Origin of the sequence: Methylobacterium sp. WL18, from assembly GCF_008040015.1 — a bacterium.
In the GTDB taxonomy this organism is placed as follows: domain Bacteria; phylum Pseudomonadota; class Alphaproteobacteria; order Rhizobiales; family Beijerinckiaceae; genus Methylobacterium; species Methylobacterium mesophilicum.
Genome location: NZ_VRVD01000009.1, coordinates 1 through 17,900, shown reverse-complemented (window position 1 = coordinate 17,900; position 17,900 = coordinate 1). Strand labels below are relative to the sequence as shown.

The following is a 17,900-nucleotide window of genomic DNA, read 5'->3' as shown; positions in this document are numbered from 1 at the left end:
CGATCAACCCTGCAGCTTCTGGCCGGCGAGGGCCAGGAGGTCATCAGTGGTGTTCGCCTCGGAGATCCGCACCGGCTCAATCTCCAAGCCTAGGGTATCCAACAGCGCCATGATGTTGAGCACCCCGAGTGAATCGAAGGTCTCGATCTCGCCGAGCTTCTGTCCGCGGGCGAGCGGGCCGGGCTGATCGAGGATGGCGCCGAGTTCATCTAGAAATGCGGCTTCAGTCATCCGACGATCTCCTCGAACTTCAGCACCGGCGGAGCGAAGATCCGCTCGGTCCGGATCGCGCAGGCCCCCCAGCTCAAACCCACGCCGAAGCCCGCCAATATCGTACGCAGGGGACGATTGGAGAACGGTTCGGACAGGAACCCTGAAATCGTGCCCGGGATCGAGGCGGAACTCTGATTGCCGTAGACCGACTGCGTGCCCGTCGGTAGCCGGCTATCGTCCAGATTTAAGCGACGCTGCAAATTCTTTAGGATGTATTTGTTCGGCTGGTGCAACACGAAATAATCAATGTCGTCCGGCCTGACGTCGGCGGCGGTAAGGATGTCGTTGATCAGCGCCGGCACTCGCTTCAAAGTAAAATTGAAGACTTGCGCTCCATCCATAAACAGCGTCGGGGGTTTATCCGCATCCTCGGGATCGGCGCGGAGGCCGCTGTGGGGGATGAACAGAGCCTTCTCGCCCGAGCCGTCGCTGTTCAACTGAAAGACGCTCTCAGCCTCTCGACGTTCGACCAGGGCGGCGGCACCAGCATCCCCCATGATCGGGGTGATCGCGCGGTCATCGCGCGCCACCATCCGGCTCGACACGTCGCCGACGCAGAGCAGAACGCGGTTGAGCCCGGATTGGACAAGGCTGTAGGCGATCGACAGACCGTAGACGAAACCGCTGCAGCCCAGACTGACGTCGAAGCAGAGCGTATCGGTGCGCATGCCGAGCCGATGCTGCATCGCGATCGCCGTCGAGGGCGAACTATAATCCGGTGTCTGCGTGACGAAGATCAAGCCGTCGATATCGCCGGGTTGGAGGTCGAGCCCGCGCAGGAGCGCCCGGGTCGAATTGAGACACAAGTCGGACGTGGTGGTGTCGTCGCGGACGACGACGTTTCGGGTCGCAAACCCCATTGACCGCTTCAGCCGCTCGGCCTCGTCCGCCCGCATCCCGAGGCCGGCCGCTTCATCATCGAAGGCGAGCGTGCGACCGCCGACCGTAGTGACGACCCCCGCGAGGCTCGCGTGCGTGAACCGCATCTCAGCCATGAGCGACCATACCGGCGACGTAGTCCGTCCACCCCTGGAAGCGGAGCAGCGGTGATTTCTCGGCGTCGAGGATGCTCTCGCTGGCGAGGGGCACGTAGCGTCCCACCGCCCGCTCGATCTCCGATTCCGTCTCCATCAGCAACTCGACTATGGCAAACGAGTCGAGGTGAGAGAACAGATCGTCCTCCGCCGCAGGGTCCATAAACTCCGGGCGCCCCCACATCTGGGCCAATCGGGCCAAGGTCGCGCGGGTGGCCGCCACGACGGCCTCGCGCTCCCCCGGGCGCTCACTCGGTGACAATGGGGATGTAGGCGGTGTCATCCGGTCCTCGCGTCAGCCGATACTCTGTGCCCTCCGGCCCCGCGGTGACGGGCTCGAAGCCGTTCTCGTCGTAGAAATTCGCGACCATGCGGTTCTTCGCGCTCGGGCGATAGCGCGCCCGCAAGGCGGGGTTGCCCTCCTGGCGGCAGACATGGGCGAGAACATGGCTCTCGATGCGCCGGCCCAGCGCGCGACAGCTCATCAGGAACGTCTCGATCTCACCGTCGCGGACGATCACCACGCCGACGACGCCCATATCGCCGAAGCGGTCGAGGACGCGCGCGGCGTAGACGCTGCCCTCTTTCATGGCGGTGGTCACCTCGTCCTCGGTATAGCGGCGCGTGGTGAGGTTGAACTGGTTGGTCTTGTTGGCGAGCTGCGTGACCCGCCGCAAGGTCCCGACATTGTTGCGGGCGATGTGCAAACGGATATCCAGGGAGGCGAGATACTCGGCCATCGAGGGTGCGGCCCGCTGCAGTTCGGCCCGCTGTGCCTCGTCCCGGTACTGCTCCGTTTTGGACAGGTCCTCGGCGGTCACGTGGCGGGCGCGCAACGAGGTTAGGGAATCGAGAAGCGTGAGCGCGTGTTCCGGCTTGGTGCGGTCGAACAAAACGCATTCGACGCCCGGCAAGCGGGCACGCACCTCCTCGATCTCGAAGGGATTGTCGTCGATAAAAACGAAGCTGTCGAGACCGAGGTTGAGGTTCTGCGCGAGGGCTTGAATGTTCTCACTCTTCTCCGACCAGTTGCTGCGATAAGCGACGAAGTCATCGAGCGATAAAGGCATCACCCTACGCTCGAATACCGCGCGAAAATCCTCGTCGTTGTTCTTGGTCACCGCACACAGGAGGATACCAAGGCTCTTGAGCCGAAGCAGCTGACGCTGGAACTGAGTGTGAATGATGCCAGGATAATCGTCATCGACCTCGAGGTTGTCCACGCCATCTTCGCCGACCACCCCGCCCCACAGCGTGTTGTCGGCATCGACGACGATCACCTTGCGCCGGGCCCGCAGCCGCACCGCCACCGCGTCGCCGTAGCGTGCGGTGAGAGCCTCGACGGCCGCCGGGGCGTACGGCATCTGATAGAGATACCGATTGCGCTCGCGAAAAGCGGCGGCGAAGCCGAGCATGGCCAGGGCGCCCGCGGCGTCGATCACGCTGACCCGGTCGTTCTCCCTGGCGAGGGCGAACAGGACGGCGTTGACGCGCCCGAGGGTCTCAATCCGCTCATGCAGATCGCTCTCGATCGGGGAGGTCGGCACGAACGGGACGGTGTTGAGGATCACGGTCCCGGGCGATCGATCCAATCGGTCCCGGACCATCGCCGCGAGGCTCTCCGCGCGGGCGACGCCGTCCGCGTCCGGCGCCGTAGCGAAGAACCAGCGGTGATCGAGATGGACGATGAGCACGTCGACGGCGGTCGCACCCGTCAGCACGTGCTCGATCTGGCCGATGGGGAAGTGCTCGCACGCGACCGTGGCGAGACCCGTGAGACCGGCCGCGACCTTTGAAAATGGATTTGTGACGACGTTGCCGACAAAGCCGAGCGACAGAGCGCGCGCCGTAGTCATCTTGCGATACCGATCTCCACACGCACGCGCGCATGCCCGCCCTCCGGCGGCCGACCAGCCCTCTTGCATGTTCCGAGGGTCGATCTCTTGCGAGATCCGACCGCATAAAGCAAGTCATGGGCGCAGGATCGACGGACCGTATCGCGTGGCTGGACCGTACCCCCGCCGATATCACCGGTCGGTGCGCGCACAGCGCGCGTGTCACCTCGGCCGCAAAGCCTTGAACCGACGTCGGGGAGGACCGGCGCGGCAGTCTGGGGATCCCCAGCCCACCGACCTGACCCTCGATCGAGGTGGCAAAAGTGTCCGCGCGGGCCCGTTTGCACCCGGGCCGAGACTATACCGAGCTTGGGCCAACCCGAGGGCGATGGCGGGATCTGGAGTCGGTTAACGCCAGCCCGCTACCCTGGATTCCGCCCGATCGGAGTCCGACCGGAACATCCCTCACATCATCAACATTATGATAGGGATCGTAGTTCGTGGAGATATCGGATGAGCCGGATCTTTGAAATTTTCACGGATGAGTTCGAAGCTCGCCAGTTCGCGGCCTCGTTCGGCGACCGGGCGCATGTAATCTACCGCGGCGATTACCGCCGAGATTGGCTCGTCACGATAGAGCGATAGAGCGAACGAACCACGGACTTTCTCAGATATCCCGCGGGGCCGTCGATCATCGTGTCAGCGTTACGGGTTTGGATTATCGCGCGCGGACCACCCGATCGACAGCTGGCCTACGCTCACTAAAGCACGGCACAACGTATCGCGAGACCCTTCGCCGTTTGCGACGCCGCAGCGCATTGCAATTGGACCAACGCTCGGAAACGGTTGCCATCTCAGGTCACCGCCCGCTCGCTCCAGCGCCTCCTGAAAGGCTTGAAGCTCCGCTCCCCGAGAGGCTCGAACCGACGCTGCCGGAGAGTTGGCTCGGCGTACCCAAGATCTGTCCGTTCGGGTTGGTCTCTAATTGCTCCTCGGGTGGTGCGAGTGAGCGCGGCGCCGGATTGGACGGCAAGACCGGCTCGAATGCCGGGCGACCGCCGGCCAAAGGTGTCACGACCCGCTCAGGCCGGATCTCAGTCTCGCACAGTCCCTGACAGATCGGCACAATCAAGTCGGTCGGCTGACATATCGGCCTCATCACCCCCTGAACGCATGAGCAACGGCACAGCGCTGAGGCGGGGACTGGTAGCACCAGGAGGGAGGCGGCGAGCATCAAGGAGCGCATGGAGATCAGCCGAGCTACCTGCTTGGAGCGATCAAGGCTGATACCACATCGCGTGCAGGAACTCGAACGCGGCCTTCGCCGGCATGGCGATCCTGGCCTCTAAGACTCAACAGCCAGGTGACCGGGTCGAACGGATCGTTACCCCGCTTAATCGTGCGCCGGGACGGGCAAACGCGCGGCGAGGTCAGCTACCGCGGCGACGACTTTGCTCGGATCGACCGAGTAGCTCACGTGGAACGGATGGACGGTCCCGGGCTGGTGGATCGTCTGACCCCGCAAGAACGTGATCTGCGCCCCCCCGGATTCGATGTAGCTGGTGTATGCCCGAAAGTTGAAACCCAACTCCTCGTGGATCATGCTCAAGACCTGACACCCCGGCCGACAGAACAGGGTATTGTTGAGGCCCGAGTTCGATGAGCCAACGATGAGCGCGGCTGAATGAAAGATGTCTACCTGCTCCAGGAAAGACAGCGTTTCAGGGTAGATGACCTCAAATCCAAGCGGACGCAACCGATCCGCGATCGCCTCCTCGTTCACCAGGACGCGCTGCGTAAAAGCCTTGCGCGAGATGAACAGCCGTCGGTCACTGCGCCGCGAGAGGGCACCGCGCTCGCGGGCGCGGTCGAGAATCTGACGGCGAATGGCTGCGAACACATCCGCCGGCCAGACCGTGTCGTAGAATGGACGCCCCGGTCGCATCTCGAACGGGAAGAACGCCGGCACTGGTGCCATGCCGAGGCGCCCGAACGCGACTGCCTTGGCCGGAAGCTTGATCACCGGGCGATTGCGGGTGTCGAGCAAGGCCAGGATCTCCTCGTGGGTGCTCGGCATATGATCGTCGATGCACAGCGGGATCCCATCCGGGCAGCGCGGATCGTTAAAGCACAGCATCCGCGGTAGGAACTCTCCGAACCAATGCCCGTAATTGCGGCTCTGCATGCCGAACATCATCAGGCCGGCCTCGACCCTGTGCACGATCTCAGGGACCTCGACCAAAGCATGCGTCGCCCCAAAGGCGGCCATCATGATCTGGTCGAGATTGACGCCGTCCTGGATCAGGATGTCGCTTCGGCGCGGATGGGCTGCGAGGTCGTAGACCAGCATGTCGTCCTTGATGACGACATTGCTCCGCGGGAACGCCCGGGCCTCGTCGATGAACGCGAGGTAGAGCGGTGGCACGTCGAGGTCGCCGGGCTCCGACGTGAGCGGCGGGGGCGGCTCCCAGAATTTTAGGTTTGGGGCCGCGATCCGACGCGCGGGCAGGATCTCGGTGTAGCGCGCCCTGCCAGCCTCGGCGAGTGTCCGGGTATTGACGAGCTGGTACGCGGCCAGCGGGCCTGACCCGTGCACGTGGCCAGTCCGGGCATGCAGGGCGATCGCTTCGTCGAACCGGCCATCATCGAGCAGGTCATCGAATTGCAGACGGCGCAGATTTTTGATCTTGAGCTCGAACGTATCGCCGTCCTTGGTCCGCGGTTCGCCGCCGTGCTGATCCCGGGCGATGCGCGCGAGAAGGTAGCAGCGCACCGCGCGCTCGACATCACCGCTCAGCTCGTACTCCCATCCGAGATCGACGAAGGACGGATCCGCCTGGCCCGGATCTTGGGCCGCAGTGTTGGCCTGTCGCAGCTCGTCGAGCAGGCCCTCGATCGGATCGAAATCACCGCACCGGACGAGCTCAACGATCCGGGCCCGGAGGGCGACGAGCTGATAGTAGGCCGCTCGGGTTCGCGTCGCCCGCGCCGCCAGCGCGTAGGCGCGGGCGGCCGATGAGACCTTATCCTCGCCCTCAAACCGCAACCCGAGGGTCGCGAGATGCTGGGCTACGACATCATCGCGCTCCACCTCGCTCAAAGCCCGCTCGAGGACGTCAAGCCCCTCCGCCGTACCCGATTGGGCGGCCTGCATCAGGATCTGCCGAAACGCTTCGCGCATCGTAGTCGACCGTTCAGGTGGGATCGGAACTCGGATGGGGCCGCTCGCGGTCAGGGCTCACCGCCGGGGAGGGGACGGCTCAGCGCGCTGACATCACCCGTTCGGCGCAGCCGCACACCTGCGCGATCTGGTCGGGCGTGATCGTCGGGAAAAACGGCACGCCGATCGCGGTCTCAGCCACGCCCCGCGTCGCCGCGAGATCATCATGCGCGCATGCGGCAAACGTAGGGTGGGCATGACAGCCATCGCCGTACCAGCGCCGCCATTGGATCCCGGCCGCATCGAAACCGGCGGTTACCGCGGAGACGACCGACGGCTCGAAGATCGCGTTGGCCGTCATCGTCAGCCACTCGTGGCCGAAGCCCGCCTGCATCGACACTCCGAACCGCTCGAAACCCGCGACGTAGGCCAGCGAGGCCGCTCGCAGACGGGCGATGCGCGGGTCGAGCTCATCGAGGACGGCGAGACCCACCGCGGCGGCGTACTCGGAGATCCGGTAGTTCCCGCCCCGCATCTGCGAGACGCGGCTGCCGGCTGAGAACCCAAATCCGGTCATCGCGGTGAGCGCTTCGACCATCGCGGCGTCGCTGGTGATGATCGCGCCGCCTTCGCCGATCCCGAACGCCTTGGTAGCGTGCAGACTGACGCATAGCGGCTGCGCGCCGACGTGCTCAAGATTGAGCGTCGCGGCGGCTGCGTCAAACACCACCGGCACGCCGTGCTCCGCCTCGAACGCCTCCCAGGCGGCGATATCGATCGGAGCCCCGCACGGAGAGACGACGATGACCGCGGCGACGTCGCCCGGATTCCCCCGCAGGGCACGCGCTGCGATCTCAGGGGTGAGCGCGAGCGTCTCTGGATCGATGTCAGCGAAGTACGGGGTGAGGCCGACATTGGCCACGGCGTGGGCGGTGGCGATGAACGTCCACGATGGTAGAATGCAGGTGCGACCCGGCCGCCCCGCGCTGCGGTAGCGCAGCGCGAGCTCGATCGCCGTGGTGCCGCTGCTGGTCAGCGCCGCGTGAACCGGTCCCCCGCCTCGATCGGAGATGAACCGGCACAGCCGAACCGTGAACTCGTTGGTGAGCGGTCCGTAGTTACTGTAGATATGCGCCTCATCGATCCGGCGCAGATAAGGGACGATCGCGTCCGTCTCCGGAAGGCTCGGGATCAGTACAGGGATCATCGCTCGAACGCGCTTTCGGTCTCGGTCGCCATCACCGGCATGCAGCCCAGCGACGGGGCCCGCTATACATGGCCCCCGGCGGCCGCGGAAGGCGCTCCGCCGCGTGCCCGCTCACCCGCGGCGTAGGACGCGGGCCGGGTTGCCCAGGACGGTGTGGCCCGGGGCGACGTTTCGGATCACGATCGACCCGGCGCCGACGAAGGCCCGGGCGCCGATCCGGATCCCCGGGATCACGCAAGCCCCGGTGCCGAGGAAGGCTCCCGCCTCGACGGTGACGTGCCCGGCGAGGTGAACCCCGGGGCTCAGCGTCGCGAAATCCGCGATCTGATTGTCGTGCGCGATCGTGCAGCCTGGATTGACCAGAACGTGCCGACCGAGCCGCGAACCCGCGGTGACCGATGCGTGAGCGAGCATCACCGAACCCTCGGCGACGCTGCTGCTCGCACCGATCAGCACCGCCGGATCGATCACGGAGCTAAAGCGCGCACCGACCGCCTCCAAGCGCTCGACGGCCCGCGCCCGTGCCCCCGGATCGCCCAGCGCAACGACGAACCGCACGGAATCGTCACCCGAGAGCGCGCCGAGATCCCGGAACACCGGTCTGCCGCCGAAGCTCTCGGGTGCCTCGTAGGTCGGATCGATCAGACAGCCCAGGAGCTCCTTGTCGGCGCCCGCGCTCCGCAGCCGCACCAGGACATCCACGATCTCGCTGGCGAGGGCACCCGCACCGTAGAGAACGAGACGTTCAGTCATCAGAGGCCGCTTGCCTGAGCGCCGCCCGAACGGCGATGAGCCCGGCGAACCGGCATCGTCCGCTTGCTCGGCCGGACCGGACCAAACGCGTCGGCCGGGACAATTGCGCCGCTATCGCGCTCAAACAGGCGCTCGGGATGTCTGACCATGCCTCGCCTCGCGGTGAACCCCTCGATCGCGCGCCGGCGGGGGCTTGTGTCGGGTGGTCGCCAAAGGATGTGGCGTTCGATACCAGTCGGTCGAGATCGGCGCCACACTGGAGTGCGGTGGGGCATGAGGGCAAGATGGGGCCAATGGCAGCATTCCTCGACTTGGTCAGGAGCGCGAGGCGCGACAACGCGGGACGGGTCATCCGAGAGCTCGCCGGGGTCGTCGCCGAGGCGGCGCGTTCGCTGGCGGGGACCGAGCGGAGCGCCGGGCTCGTACAGCACCTCGACACGCTCGCGTTCCGGCTCGAGGGGAGCGATCAGTTCGAGGAAGCCGCGCAGGTGTACGATCTGATCGCCTCCGTCGATGAGGGGCCCCGCGAACGCTGGCAGACCACGGCCGTCACCGTGCGTCTTCGGGGCCTGTGCGAACACGGCCGGTTCGACGAGGCCGCCGACTACGTCGGAGAGCTCACGCGCGAGGCGACTTCGGGCCCGTGGACGCGCGAGGGCGTCGCTGTGCTGATGGCTCTGGCGTGGCGATACGAGTGTCGCTACGAGGCCGAACCGTCCATGCAATGCTACCGGTTGGCGTACGCGCTCAGCGGTGGCGGCCACGGGATCGCGACCGTCGACGGTCATACCCTCGCGCGCAAGATCCGCGACATGCGGGTCTTGCAGATGCGCGCCCTCGCAGAAGACGGGCGGCACGAGGAGGCCGCCGCCCTCCACGAGCAGACGCGCGCGCTGCTCGGCCTCGGCCGCTTGCGCATCTACGACCTCGTCTCGGCACGCTCCGCGGCCGCGAATGGCCGCGGAGCCTACCACGAGGTGCTGCCTGAGCGCCGGATCGAGGAGCCGGAGATCGCGTTCCTCGGGGGACCGGTCGCACTGACCTCACAGCCGGGCATTCTCGACGCGCCACCACAATATGTCGCGGTGTTCCGGGACTGCTTCGCTTTCCCGCGCAGCAACGTCGTGCTCCACGGTGACCGCCTGATCTACGATCTGGCCGCCCATCCGCTGAGCGCCGCCTTCGACATCCGAGACGGGGTCAATCCGGATCAGAGCCTGTTTGCCGCCTACGGCTGCGGCCGCGCCGTCGTCGCAGTCCCCGCCGAGCTGCGCGAGATCGAGGCCGGCTTGATGCTGTTCGGTCTTCAGAGCAAGAATTACGGTCACTGGCTGCTGGAATTCGTCCCGCGCATGCTGTGGTTCAACGATGCCGCCTGCCCGGGCGGCTTTCCGATCTGCATCGACGACCATATGCCGGCGACACATCGACAGATCGTCGCGTTGATCGACGAGCGCGATCGACCGGTGCTGGAGCTGCCGGGGGTGCCGCTGCACTTCCGTGAGCTCGGGATCGCTCCGGTGCCGACGTTGTTTCCGTTCGACACGCGGGAGGGGGTTCCGGTCTACGACACGATCTGGCCGGGCGACGTGCTCGGGGCCATGCGGCGCAAGATCCTCGAACGGCTCGCCGCGCGCGATGTGGATCTCGCGCGGACAGGCCGGAGAATCGTCCTGTCGCGACGTGGCTTCGCGCAACGCCAACTCGTGAATGAGGCTGAGATCGTCGCGACGTTGCAGCCGCACGGCTTCGAGGTCGTCCATCCCGAGCAGCTCACCTTCGCACAACAGGTGTCGCTCTACCACTCCGCCGACATCATCGTCGGCTCAGCGAGCTCCGCGTTGACCAATTGCATCTTCTGTCATCCCAAGGCCAAAGTGATCGCCCTGATCCACGAGAACCTGTCGTTCAATTTTCGCGGATACACCAGCATGATCGAATCCAGCGGCGCAAAATTAACCTTCATCCGCGGCCAAACTCAGGTGGGTGAGGCCTCACATCCGTTTCATGCGAATTACACCGTCGCTCCCGGCGACATATTGCGGGCGCTCGACGGGCTCAACCGTTAGATGCAGCTTGATCTCGACCGAGAATTTCGATCTTCGCCAATTCGGCACACCTTATCGCAGATCGCGGAAGTGCAATCAGTCGCTCGGTTGAAGGCTCGGCCATTCATCGGCGCGCGAAATCACCGCCCGGATCGCGCTCCTTCCTCGGTCAGGACCCGTCTTCGCGGACGAGGCATCGGCGTTCGGACGGGTCAGCGTCCGCGGCGGCACGCTCGATCGGATGGTCATCGATGGACGGCTCAGAGATCGGAGACTCGATGGGGCAGGGGGTAGACATGAGACCCACACCGACGTTCCTCGATCTGATTCGGACGATCGATAGCGGGAACGCCTCTCGCGTTCTCGAGGAACTCGAAGCTCTACTCAGCTCGGATACGGTCCCGGAAGCGCGAGTTGTCGGGACCGTGCGGCACCTCGAGACTCTAGGTTTTTGCCTCGAGGGCAGCGATCGCTTCGGCGAGGCGGCGCGGGCCTACGAGTTGGCCGCTTTGGTCGACACGGGCGATCGCGTGCGTTGGCAGGCGATCGCCGCGAAGGCGCGCCTGCACGATCTCATCAGCCGCGCGCTCTGGGACGAAGCGTCGGCCTTCGTCACCGAACAGAGTCGCACGGCACCGGGCGACGCCTTCCTGCGAGAGCAGGTCGCATCCCTCCTGCGGCTCGGCTGGGACCACGAATGCCGCTACGCGGTCGAGCCCAGCGTGCAATGCTACCGCCTGGCCTACGAGCTCAACGGCGGCGACGCCGGCGTCGTCACCGGGGATGGGTGCAGCATCAGCACCAAGATCCGGAACCTGCGCAGACTCCAGATGGATACCCTGGCCGAAGCCGGGCGGCACGAGGCGGCGGCGATCCTCCACGAACGAACGCGGGCGATCACCGGGCTTGGCCCCGTCGGTATCTACGACATCGTCTCAGCGCGGGAGGCCGCCGAAGAAGGGCAGGGGACCTACCACGAGTTGCTGGCTGGGCGCCGGATCACCGAGCCCGACGTGAAATTCTTCGACGGCCCCGTTTCGCTTGCGTCCCAGGCAGGAACCCTGGTGGCGCCGCCGCAGTATGTCGCCCTCTTCAAGGACTGCCTGACATATCCACGCAGCAACCTCGTATTGCATGGACAGCGCCTGATCTATGACCTCGCGGCGCATCCGCTGAGCGCAATCGCCGACATCAAGGATGGCGTCAATCCGGGCCAGATCATGACGGCTGTCTGGGGCTCCAAACGTGCGCTGGTCGAGGTGCCCGTGGAGGTTCGTGAGATCGATGCCGGATTAATGCTGTTCGGGTTCCAGAGCCGGCAGTACGGTCATTGGCTGCTCGAGTTTGCCCCGCGCATGCTGTGGTTCAACGATCCCGCCTGCCCCGTAGGCTTCCCGATCTGCGTCGACGATCAGATGCCGGACACACACCGGCAGATCATCGCGCTGATGGACGAACGCGCCCGGCCCATCGTGACGCTGCCGCCGGTGGCAACGCGGTTCCGTGAGCTCGGGCTCGCTTCGGTGTCGGCCTTCTATCCCTTCGATACGCGAGCGGGCCTCCCAACCTACGACGCGATCTGGCCGGGAGACGTCCTCTCCGCTCTGCGCGGCAAAGTCTTAGACCGGCTGGCCGCACAGGGCGTCGACCTGCGACGGACAGGGCGGCGGATCGTTCTGTCCCGGCGTGGGTTCACGCAGCGTCAACTGGTCAATGAGGCGGACATCATCGACGCGTTGACGCCGCACGGCTTCGAAGTCGTCCACCCCGAACAGCTCAGCTTCGCCGAACAGGTTCAGACCTATCATTCGGCCGACATCATCGTCGGTTCGGCGAGCTCAGCCCTGATCAATTGCATTTTCTGTCGCCCAGAAGCCAAAATCGTGGCGCTCGTGCACGACAGCCGGTCATTCTATTTCCGTGGCTTTACAAGCCTAATCGAGGCCAGCGGAGCGCACCTTCTGTTTCTTCGTGGAGCAACCATATTCGCCGACGGCCTGCACCCAATGCACGCAAATTACGCGGTGCCGCCCACGCAAATCTTGCGAGCGGTGGCGACAATCTCGTCTGCCCCCTAAGCCCCTGCAACATCTCGCGCTTTATCATTCGATGTGCGTTGGCTGTAGATGTATCGCCACCCAAGTCATTCGCACCGGCGCCCGAGCATCGATTTATATTGAAGACAGCACCGCATACAACTTGGGCAAACAATGAGCCCAAAAAGACCGTTGCAAGTAGTGTCGAATGTAGCGTGGCAAGTGCAATAGTTTCCTTCTGCGGCATCTGATGGGCGGGAGAAACGTGATTTAGTCAAACCCAGACATTACGATTTAATTGCAGCACTCAACGTTTCGAAAAATTCCTCGTAGCCGTACCTTTGGGCTCGCGTAACCGCAGCCGTTCTGTACGCCGCGACATCCTGAGGCAACATGTCAAAGATGGAAATCGTAGAGCTAAGTAGCTCCCTTTTTCCAGAAACGTGAAAACCGCTCACCCTATCTTCGACAATCTCAGCCGGCCCGCCGCACCCAATCACAATCGGGATACATCCGGCACTCATCGCCTCAACAATAGTTATCCCAAAATGCTCAAACCGCTCTGGACTTAAATGGAAGCTTTCGTTTGCGCCCGTCATATGCCAGTAGATCTCAGACTTTAAATACAAACTACGAAGATCGCTCGCAGAAATATTCACGTGGAAATAGATCCTTAGTCCCTCAGCCATCTGCTTTAAATTAAAAAAATAGTCTCTTGCGCGATCATCAGCCCCAAGACTTCCAGCCAGATGCAGCTCTATCGAGCGGTCTTCATAACGACACATTTCTTTAAACACTTCGACCATAACATCTTGGCGTTTGCAGTGACCGTCAGGTCCAAACCGGCCCACGCTGAGGATTCTTTTAACATCGCCGCGCGTGCTTTCACCAGAGATCAGATCCACTGGCGGGTAGACCCGATGAATAGGCTTTGAGGGCAAACTTAATTTCTTTATTTCCCTGAGAAAAGAACCAATTACAAAGTCTGAATATAAAATAACAGCATCATAACCGCCGTCGTTACTCCAATTTGCAGCGAGTTGAGTTGGTGTGATAGGAAATGGAAATTGACAGATAAAGAAGCTTCGCTTTCCCATTGCTTCAACGGGCGGCACTATTTCGTTACCAACGCAAAAGAACAAATCGGGCTGATTATAGGCACCTCGCTCCGACCATACTTCGCACTTAACATGGTCGAGATTCAAGCCGAACTCTCTCGCCATAGTCAGCAACCTAATTCGGCTGGTAGAACGCGGCATAAACAATATGCAATCAAATTCTTCCCTCAACACATGCGCGATTGACAAGATATACCGCTCGCCGCCGCCCGGCTGCAAAGGATAAGGCGTGAATAATGCGAGCACAGGCTTATCTCTGAATGAGGCGCGTGCGTATTTTACAAGATCAAAACTAAGATTTTTAGGCGTAATTCCGTTTTGAATAGTCTTTTGCCATCTTTGCACGAACTTCAGCCGATTAGTCGCAACGATATTATTTAAGCGCAAATCGGCGTCACCGGAAGTGGTGCCCTCAAGATGAACAACCTTTGATTTCGGCTCAAATATAATCTTATAGCCCTTCGCCTGGATTTTTAAGCATAAATCGACATCTTCGTAATAAGCTGGATCCCACATCAGGTCGAATCCCAGCACATCAAGAAATACATTCTTGCGAACGGCAAGTGTAGCCGCGGAGATATAAGAGACCTCTTCACACTGGTCATAATTTGCGTGAAACGCAGGCAAACCTCTTCCTCTTTGATGCACGATGCCATCATCAAAAATAGTTCCGCCGGCTTCCTGAACACTACCGTTTGGATAAAGGAAGATGGGACCGACTCCACCGACAGTCTGGTCCTCAAGTTTTGACAGTAATGGGTTAAGCCAGCCAGACGTAACAAACGCATCGTTATTCAAAAATACAATATTTTTGCCGCGCGAAGCTTCCGCCGCTATGTTATTACCTTCGCCAAATCCGAGGTTATTTTGAAGCCGAATGATGTTACAATTTATTCCGTAATTAACCAGTATTTCAAATTGATCTCCATTCGATCCATTATCCAGTACAACAATCTCGATGTGATTATTATCGGTAAAATTGTGTATGAAAAACAAACATTGAAGGGTTACAACGGACTTATTGAGATTCAAGACAATAATGCTCGTTTTCACATTTTCCGGCTTGTAATCTATACGTTTTGAGAGACTTTTTTGCCGCAGGCAGACATGTATAAGGTGGCTCAGCGGTTCGCTAGCATTCGGAAGCATCGCCAGCCTAGAAAATATTATCGGGTCAAATTGCGGGTGTGGCCTTTTTCCAGTTCGCCAACCATATTTTAGATAATGGATTGCTCCACCTATGTTCGCATCGTCACTGCAGGAAAATTGGCTCTGGTAGAAGGCGCTGTCGAATACTCTGAAGGCACCAACGGCCTCTCTCCATCCGTACCGCAGATAATGAGTTAACGGATGCAGATCGTGCGAAATCAAATCGGGCCGGATTCTAAGGTATTCCTTTACATCGAGCAGTGGATGAACTTCCGGCCAGAACACTGTCCCAGAGGCACAGAAATCGCTTAAAGGGTCCGACTCAAGTTCTCGGCCGATATTTTCGATATAGTATTTGGTGGAAAACAGCACATGTGGATCGTAGCCGAGCTTCCAGCCGACTTTCCTGTAGTGGTCAAGCGGTTTCTCGGTGGGCCCGGCCTGGTCAACATAGTGATCGGCGTCAAAAATTTGGGCCATCAACTCGTCGCTTTCAAACTCCGATCGAGTTATCTTCTGCGATGGAATTATGGCGTCGAGAAATCCGTCGCTAATTATTTGCCCCTCTTGTTCGACGCCTCTTATTTCCATATGATGCGTCGATCCGTCCCGAACATAAATGGGTATCGGGAGACAAAATCCATGATACCCGGTCCCGATCGACGCAACATGCAGATCTGTTCTGTATAAATTTGCTATGCCTTGCGAAATTACCTTCCCGTCAACGTAAAGTTTTATTTTTACCGCGGACTCTGGGCGTTCATCGTCATAGGCCCAGCCATACACGTAGTCATGGGTGGCGGTATCGATTCGGCCAATCAGCATTTTGAGATTCCGTTGTACGCATCAGACGAGAGAAGGTAGCAATCCAAGCATGTGGTCTCGCAATTGCTGCCAGGTTTTGCCGAGTCTGATAATCTATGGGGATTTTTCGATATCAGTGGGGTTCATACAGATTGCAGCCTTCTGTTCATTATGTGGCGCTCAGGCGTTGACGCTGAAGCGCTTGATGTCGGCCTCGACCATCTCGGTGATCAGCGCTTCGAGGCTGGTCGCCGCCTCTCAGCCGAAGGCCGCCTTTGCCTTGGCCGAATTGCCCAGCAGCACGTCGACCCCCGCCGGCCGAAAGAATGCCGGATCAGTGACGAGATAGTCGGCGATGTTGAGGCAGACATGCTTGAACGCGATCACGCACATGTCCCGACCCGTCGTGGTGCGGCCAGTGGCGATCACGTAGTCGTCCACCTTGTCCTCCTGCAGCATCAGCCACATCGCCTGCACGTAGTCCCGTGCGTGGCCTCCGTCGCCACGCGATCCCAATTACCGCGCACCCCTTCTTAAGGAGCAGCTGCGCCAAATACGCCCCGCCCTGACCCGTCATACCTGTGATCAGCGCTCGCTTGACCATCATGAACCCGTCCAGTTCCAATTGTAGTCGAAGGCTGCTCCGTCTTGAAGGAATTGTCCGCAGCTTGGCTCGGCGTCGGGTTGGGGTCATGAGCCCTCAATACCGCCCGCGTCGAGAAGCTCGGGGCCTTCGATCCGTGCTAATGCTCTGACGCCGACAAAGCATACACAAGCCAGCGCCGTTTTCGAAGCCTCAAGACCCTGCGGGGCCTGACACCCACCGAGTTCATCCTGAACGCCTGGACGAAAGAGCCTAGTCGCTTCAAGATCGACCCGTCACACTTCATCCCGGGACCATACACGGAAGCGGATGCCGCAGGTCGTGTAGGGCCCGTAACGCGCCGGGATGTCGGCCCACGGCGCACCCGTGCGCAGCCGCCAGAAGATCCCGTTCAGCACTCGTCGGTCGTCCACCCGATCCTTGCCGCGCACGTCTCTCGGGAGAATAGGCTCGATCACCGCCCACTCTGCATCCGTCAGGTCAAACCGCGCCATCCTCGGTCCTCCATTCGGAAAACCAACGACGCCCCGACCAAACCGTGCCACCCGTTATGGGTTCCCTACCTAGCTGTCTGGATGCGAGACCTCCTTGGCATCTGCAACGACGCGGAGGGCGCGTTTGATGATAGTAGAACTGGGCGGTCTGTAGGTTGGGTTGGCCAATGCGGGATCGGCTTCGAGACGCTGGCGCAGCACCATCTCGGGCGAGAGCCCCTTGAGCACGCGCTGCCGGCGGCCGTTGTAGGCTGCGTTGAAGCCGCGCAGCACGATCTCCAGGTCGGCGTGGCTGTAGAGCGTGATCCCCAGCACCTCGCGCTGGACGCGCCCGTTGAAGCGCTCGACCATGCCGTTGGTTTTAGGCGTGTAGGGACGCGTCTTGCGATGCTGGACACCGTGCCGCTGGCAGGCGGCCTCAAACGCATCGGCCGTGAAGCATGAGCCGCGGTCGGTGAGCACGTGCGTGACCTTGAACGGAAAGGCCCCGAGCGCGTCCGTGAGGAAGGCCACCGCCGAGGCCGTGGTCTCGTCGTCCTTGACGGCGAGGTGCACGTAGCGGGAGGCGCGATCGATGGCGACGTACAGGTAGCGCTTGCGCGAGACGCGGTCGCGATCCTGCAGCTTGGGCAGGTGCTTCACATCGACGTGGATGAAGCCGACCTCGTAGTCCTTGAAGGTGCCGTGTGGCTTGCGGGCCTGCTCGGCGGGCGGCAGCCGGTTCAGGCCCTCGGCCTTGAGGATGCGGTAGACCGCATCCCGGTTCAGGTGTGGCAGGAAGTGGCTGACGATGAAGGTCAGTGCATCCAGAGGAAAGCCGGTGGAGCGGCGGAGCGCGCACACGATGGCGCGCTCCTCATCGGTGGCTTTCCAGGGCAGCTTGTGGGGTCGAGCCGAGCGGTCCTGACAGGCATCGGGACCGCGATTGCGCCATTTGCGGATGGTCTCGGTGGATACGCCGTAGCGCTTAGCCAGCACACCGGAGCGCTCGTACGAGCGGGCGATCTCGGCGCGGACAGCCGGGGTGGTGCGGGCTTGGGGATGGATGGCGAGCATCAGCGAGCCCTCCTGGAAGAACGGCGACGCACACCTGCAAACCGCCACGCATAGGCTTTGATCGCCCAACGCACCGCATCCCAATGACGTTCCGCAACCAAACACCTAGCACTACTTTGGCAGATTGAGGGAACGCTGGAGGTTTTTGCGGATTCGTCTGCCACGGCCATGAGCGTGGGTGCTCGCGATGTCAGGTGCTGGCGGATGGCGTGAGGATCTGGACCGGTGGCTGCAGCCGTTCCTTGCGGGACTGTCGCATCCTGCGCGTCGGGCTATGTGCCCGCTCTACGTGAGCGGTCTGATCGGCTTGGGTGACCGCAAGAGCGTCC

11 protein-coding genes and 4 pseudogenes are annotated in these 17,900 nt (G+C 61.7%); 4 read left to right on the top strand and 11 right to left on the bottom strand.

Annotation, left to right across the window (positions count from 1 at the left end):
* Window positions 1-3 precede the first annotated feature (3 nt).
* The 7 genes from FV228_RS01985 to FV228_RS01950 form a co-directional block, all read right to left on the bottom strand.
* Window positions 4-231 carry a hypothetical protein gene (locus tag FV228_RS01985; protein ID WP_147853061.1) on the bottom strand — a complete coding sequence of 76 codons (228 nt, stop codon included), beginning with the start codon at window positions 229-231 and terminating at the stop codon, window positions 4-6.
* Window positions 228-1,268 (bottom strand): ketoacyl-ACP synthase III, encoded by a 1,041-nt coding sequence (locus FV228_RS01980; RefSeq protein ID WP_147853060.1) that lies wholly within the window; start codon window positions 1,266-1,268, stop codon window positions 228-230. Before FV228_RS01980 ends, FV228_RS01985 begins: the two co-directional genes overlap by 4 nt.
* Complete coding sequence (locus tag FV228_RS01975; protein WP_147853059.1) at window positions 1,261-1,530, bottom strand: hypothetical protein; 270 nt, start codon at window positions 1,528-1,530, stop codon at window positions 1,261-1,263. Before FV228_RS01975 ends, FV228_RS01980 begins: the two co-directional genes overlap by 8 nt.
* Before the next feature lie 25 nt (window positions 1,531-1,555).
* A complete protein-coding gene (locus FV228_RS01970; protein ID WP_147853058.1) occupies window positions 1,556-3,163 on the bottom strand; it encodes an HAD-IIIC family phosphatase in 1,608 nt (535 codons plus the stop codon).
* A gap of 1,372 nt (window positions 3,164-4,535) precedes the next feature.
* Window positions 4,536-6,323 (bottom strand): glycosyltransferase family 61 protein, encoded by a 1,788-nt coding sequence (locus FV228_RS01960; protein ID WP_147853056.1) that lies wholly within the window; start codon window positions 6,321-6,323, stop codon window positions 4,536-4,538.
* A gap of 79 nt (window positions 6,324-6,402) precedes the next feature.
* A complete protein-coding gene (locus FV228_RS01955; protein ID WP_147853055.1) occupies window positions 6,403-7,509 on the bottom strand; it encodes an aminotransferase class I/II-fold pyridoxal phosphate-dependent enzyme in 1,107 nt (368 codons plus the stop codon).
* A 111-nt stretch (window positions 7,510-7,620) separates the two neighbouring features.
* Window positions 7,621-8,262 (bottom strand): acetyltransferase, encoded by a 642-nt coding sequence (locus tag FV228_RS01950; RefSeq protein WP_147853054.1) that lies wholly within the window; start codon window positions 8,260-8,262, stop codon window positions 7,621-7,623.
* Between the two features lie 293 nt (window positions 8,263-8,555).
* Here FV228_RS01950 and FV228_RS01945 point away from each other — a divergent pair, with 293 nt between their 5' ends.
* Both FV228_RS01945 and FV228_RS01940 read left to right on the top strand, forming a co-directional pair.
* Window positions 8,556-10,331: a glycosyltransferase family 61 protein gene (locus tag FV228_RS01945; RefSeq protein WP_246693797.1), complete on the top strand. Its 1,776-nt coding sequence runs from the start codon at window positions 8,556-8,558 to the stop codon at window positions 10,329-10,331.
* A 230-nt stretch (window positions 10,332-10,561) separates the two neighbouring features.
* Complete coding sequence (locus FV228_RS01940) at window positions 10,562-12,388, top strand: glycosyltransferase family 61 protein (RefSeq protein ID WP_246693796.1); 1,827 nt, start codon at window positions 10,562-10,564, stop codon at window positions 12,386-12,388.
* Window positions 12,389-12,633: 245 nt separating this feature from the next.
* Here the strand turns inward: FV228_RS01940 and FV228_RS01935 are convergent, their stop codons facing one another.
* Both FV228_RS01935 and FV228_RS01930 read right to left on the bottom strand, forming a co-directional pair.
* Window positions 12,634-15,438 (bottom strand): glycosyltransferase, encoded by a 2,805-nt coding sequence (locus tag FV228_RS01935; protein ID WP_147853053.1) that lies wholly within the window; start codon window positions 15,436-15,438, stop codon window positions 12,634-12,636.
* Between the two features lie 159 nt (window positions 15,439-15,597).
* A pseudogene (locus FV228_RS01930) lies at window positions 15,598-15,933 on the bottom strand (GDP-mannose 4,6-dehydratase); the annotation flags it as partial.
* A 273-nt stretch (window positions 15,934-16,206) separates the two neighbouring features.
* Here FV228_RS01930 and FV228_RS01925 point away from each other — a divergent pair.
* Window positions 16,207-16,323: pseudogene (locus tag FV228_RS01925) on the top strand (IS481 family transposase); the annotation flags it as partial.
* On the opposite strand, the pseudogene FV228_RS01920 reads toward FV228_RS01925, so the two are convergent.
* Together FV228_RS01920 and FV228_RS01915 are read right to left on the bottom strand one after the other, a co-directional pair.
* Window positions 16,324-16,515: pseudogene (locus tag FV228_RS01920) on the bottom strand (transposase); the annotation flags it as partial.
* A gap of 69 nt (window positions 16,516-16,584) precedes the next feature.
* On the bottom strand, window positions 16,585-17,571 hold the full coding sequence (locus FV228_RS01915; protein WP_147853052.1) for an IS481 family transposase: 987 nt from the start codon (window positions 17,569-17,571) through the stop codon (window positions 16,585-16,587).
* A 187-nt stretch (window positions 17,572-17,758) separates the two neighbouring features.
* Here FV228_RS01915 and FV228_RS01910 point away from each other — a divergent pair.
* Window positions 17,759-17,900, top strand: a pseudogene (locus FV228_RS01910) (IS701 family transposase); the annotation flags it as partial.

What these genes read in the sequence shown, in the direction of transcription:
- FV228_RS01985 (WP_147853061.1), bottom strand. Translation starts at nt 231, where the DNA reads ATGACTGAAGCCGCATTTCTAGATGAACTCGGCGCCATCCTCGATCAG.
- FV228_RS01980 (WP_147853060.1), bottom strand. Translation starts at nt 1,268, where the DNA reads ATGGCTGAGATGCGGTTCACGCACGCGAGCCTCGCGGGGGTCGTCACT.
- FV228_RS01970 (WP_147853058.1), bottom strand. Translation starts at nt 3,163, where the DNA reads ATGACTACGGCGCGCGCTCTGTCGCTCGGCTTTGTCGGCAACGTCGTC.
- FV228_RS01960 (WP_147853056.1), bottom strand. Translation starts at nt 6,323, where the DNA reads ATGCGCGAAGCGTTTCGGCAGATCCTGATGCAGGCCGCCCAATCGGGT.
- FV228_RS01955 (WP_147853055.1), bottom strand. Translation starts at nt 7,509, where the DNA reads ATGATCCCTGTACTGATCCCGAGCCTTCCGGAGACGGACGCGATCGTC.
- FV228_RS01950 (WP_147853054.1), bottom strand. Translation starts at nt 8,262, where the DNA reads ATGACTGAACGTCTCGTTCTCTACGGTGCGGGTGCCCTCGCCAGCGAG.
- FV228_RS01945 (WP_246693797.1), top strand. Translation starts at nt 8,556, where the DNA reads ATGGCAGCATTCCTCGACTTGGTCAGGAGCGCGAGGCGCGACAACGCG.
- FV228_RS01940 (WP_246693796.1), top strand. Translation starts at nt 10,562, where the DNA reads ATGGACGGCTCAGAGATCGGAGACTCGATGGGGCAGGGGGTAGACATG.
- FV228_RS01935 (WP_147853053.1), bottom strand. Translation starts at nt 15,438, where the DNA reads ATGCTGATTGGCCGAATCGATACCGCCACCCATGACTACGTGTATGGC.
- FV228_RS01915 (WP_147853052.1), bottom strand. Translation starts at nt 17,571, where the DNA reads ATGCTCGCCATCCATCCCCAAGCCCGCACCACCCCGGCTGTCCGCGCC.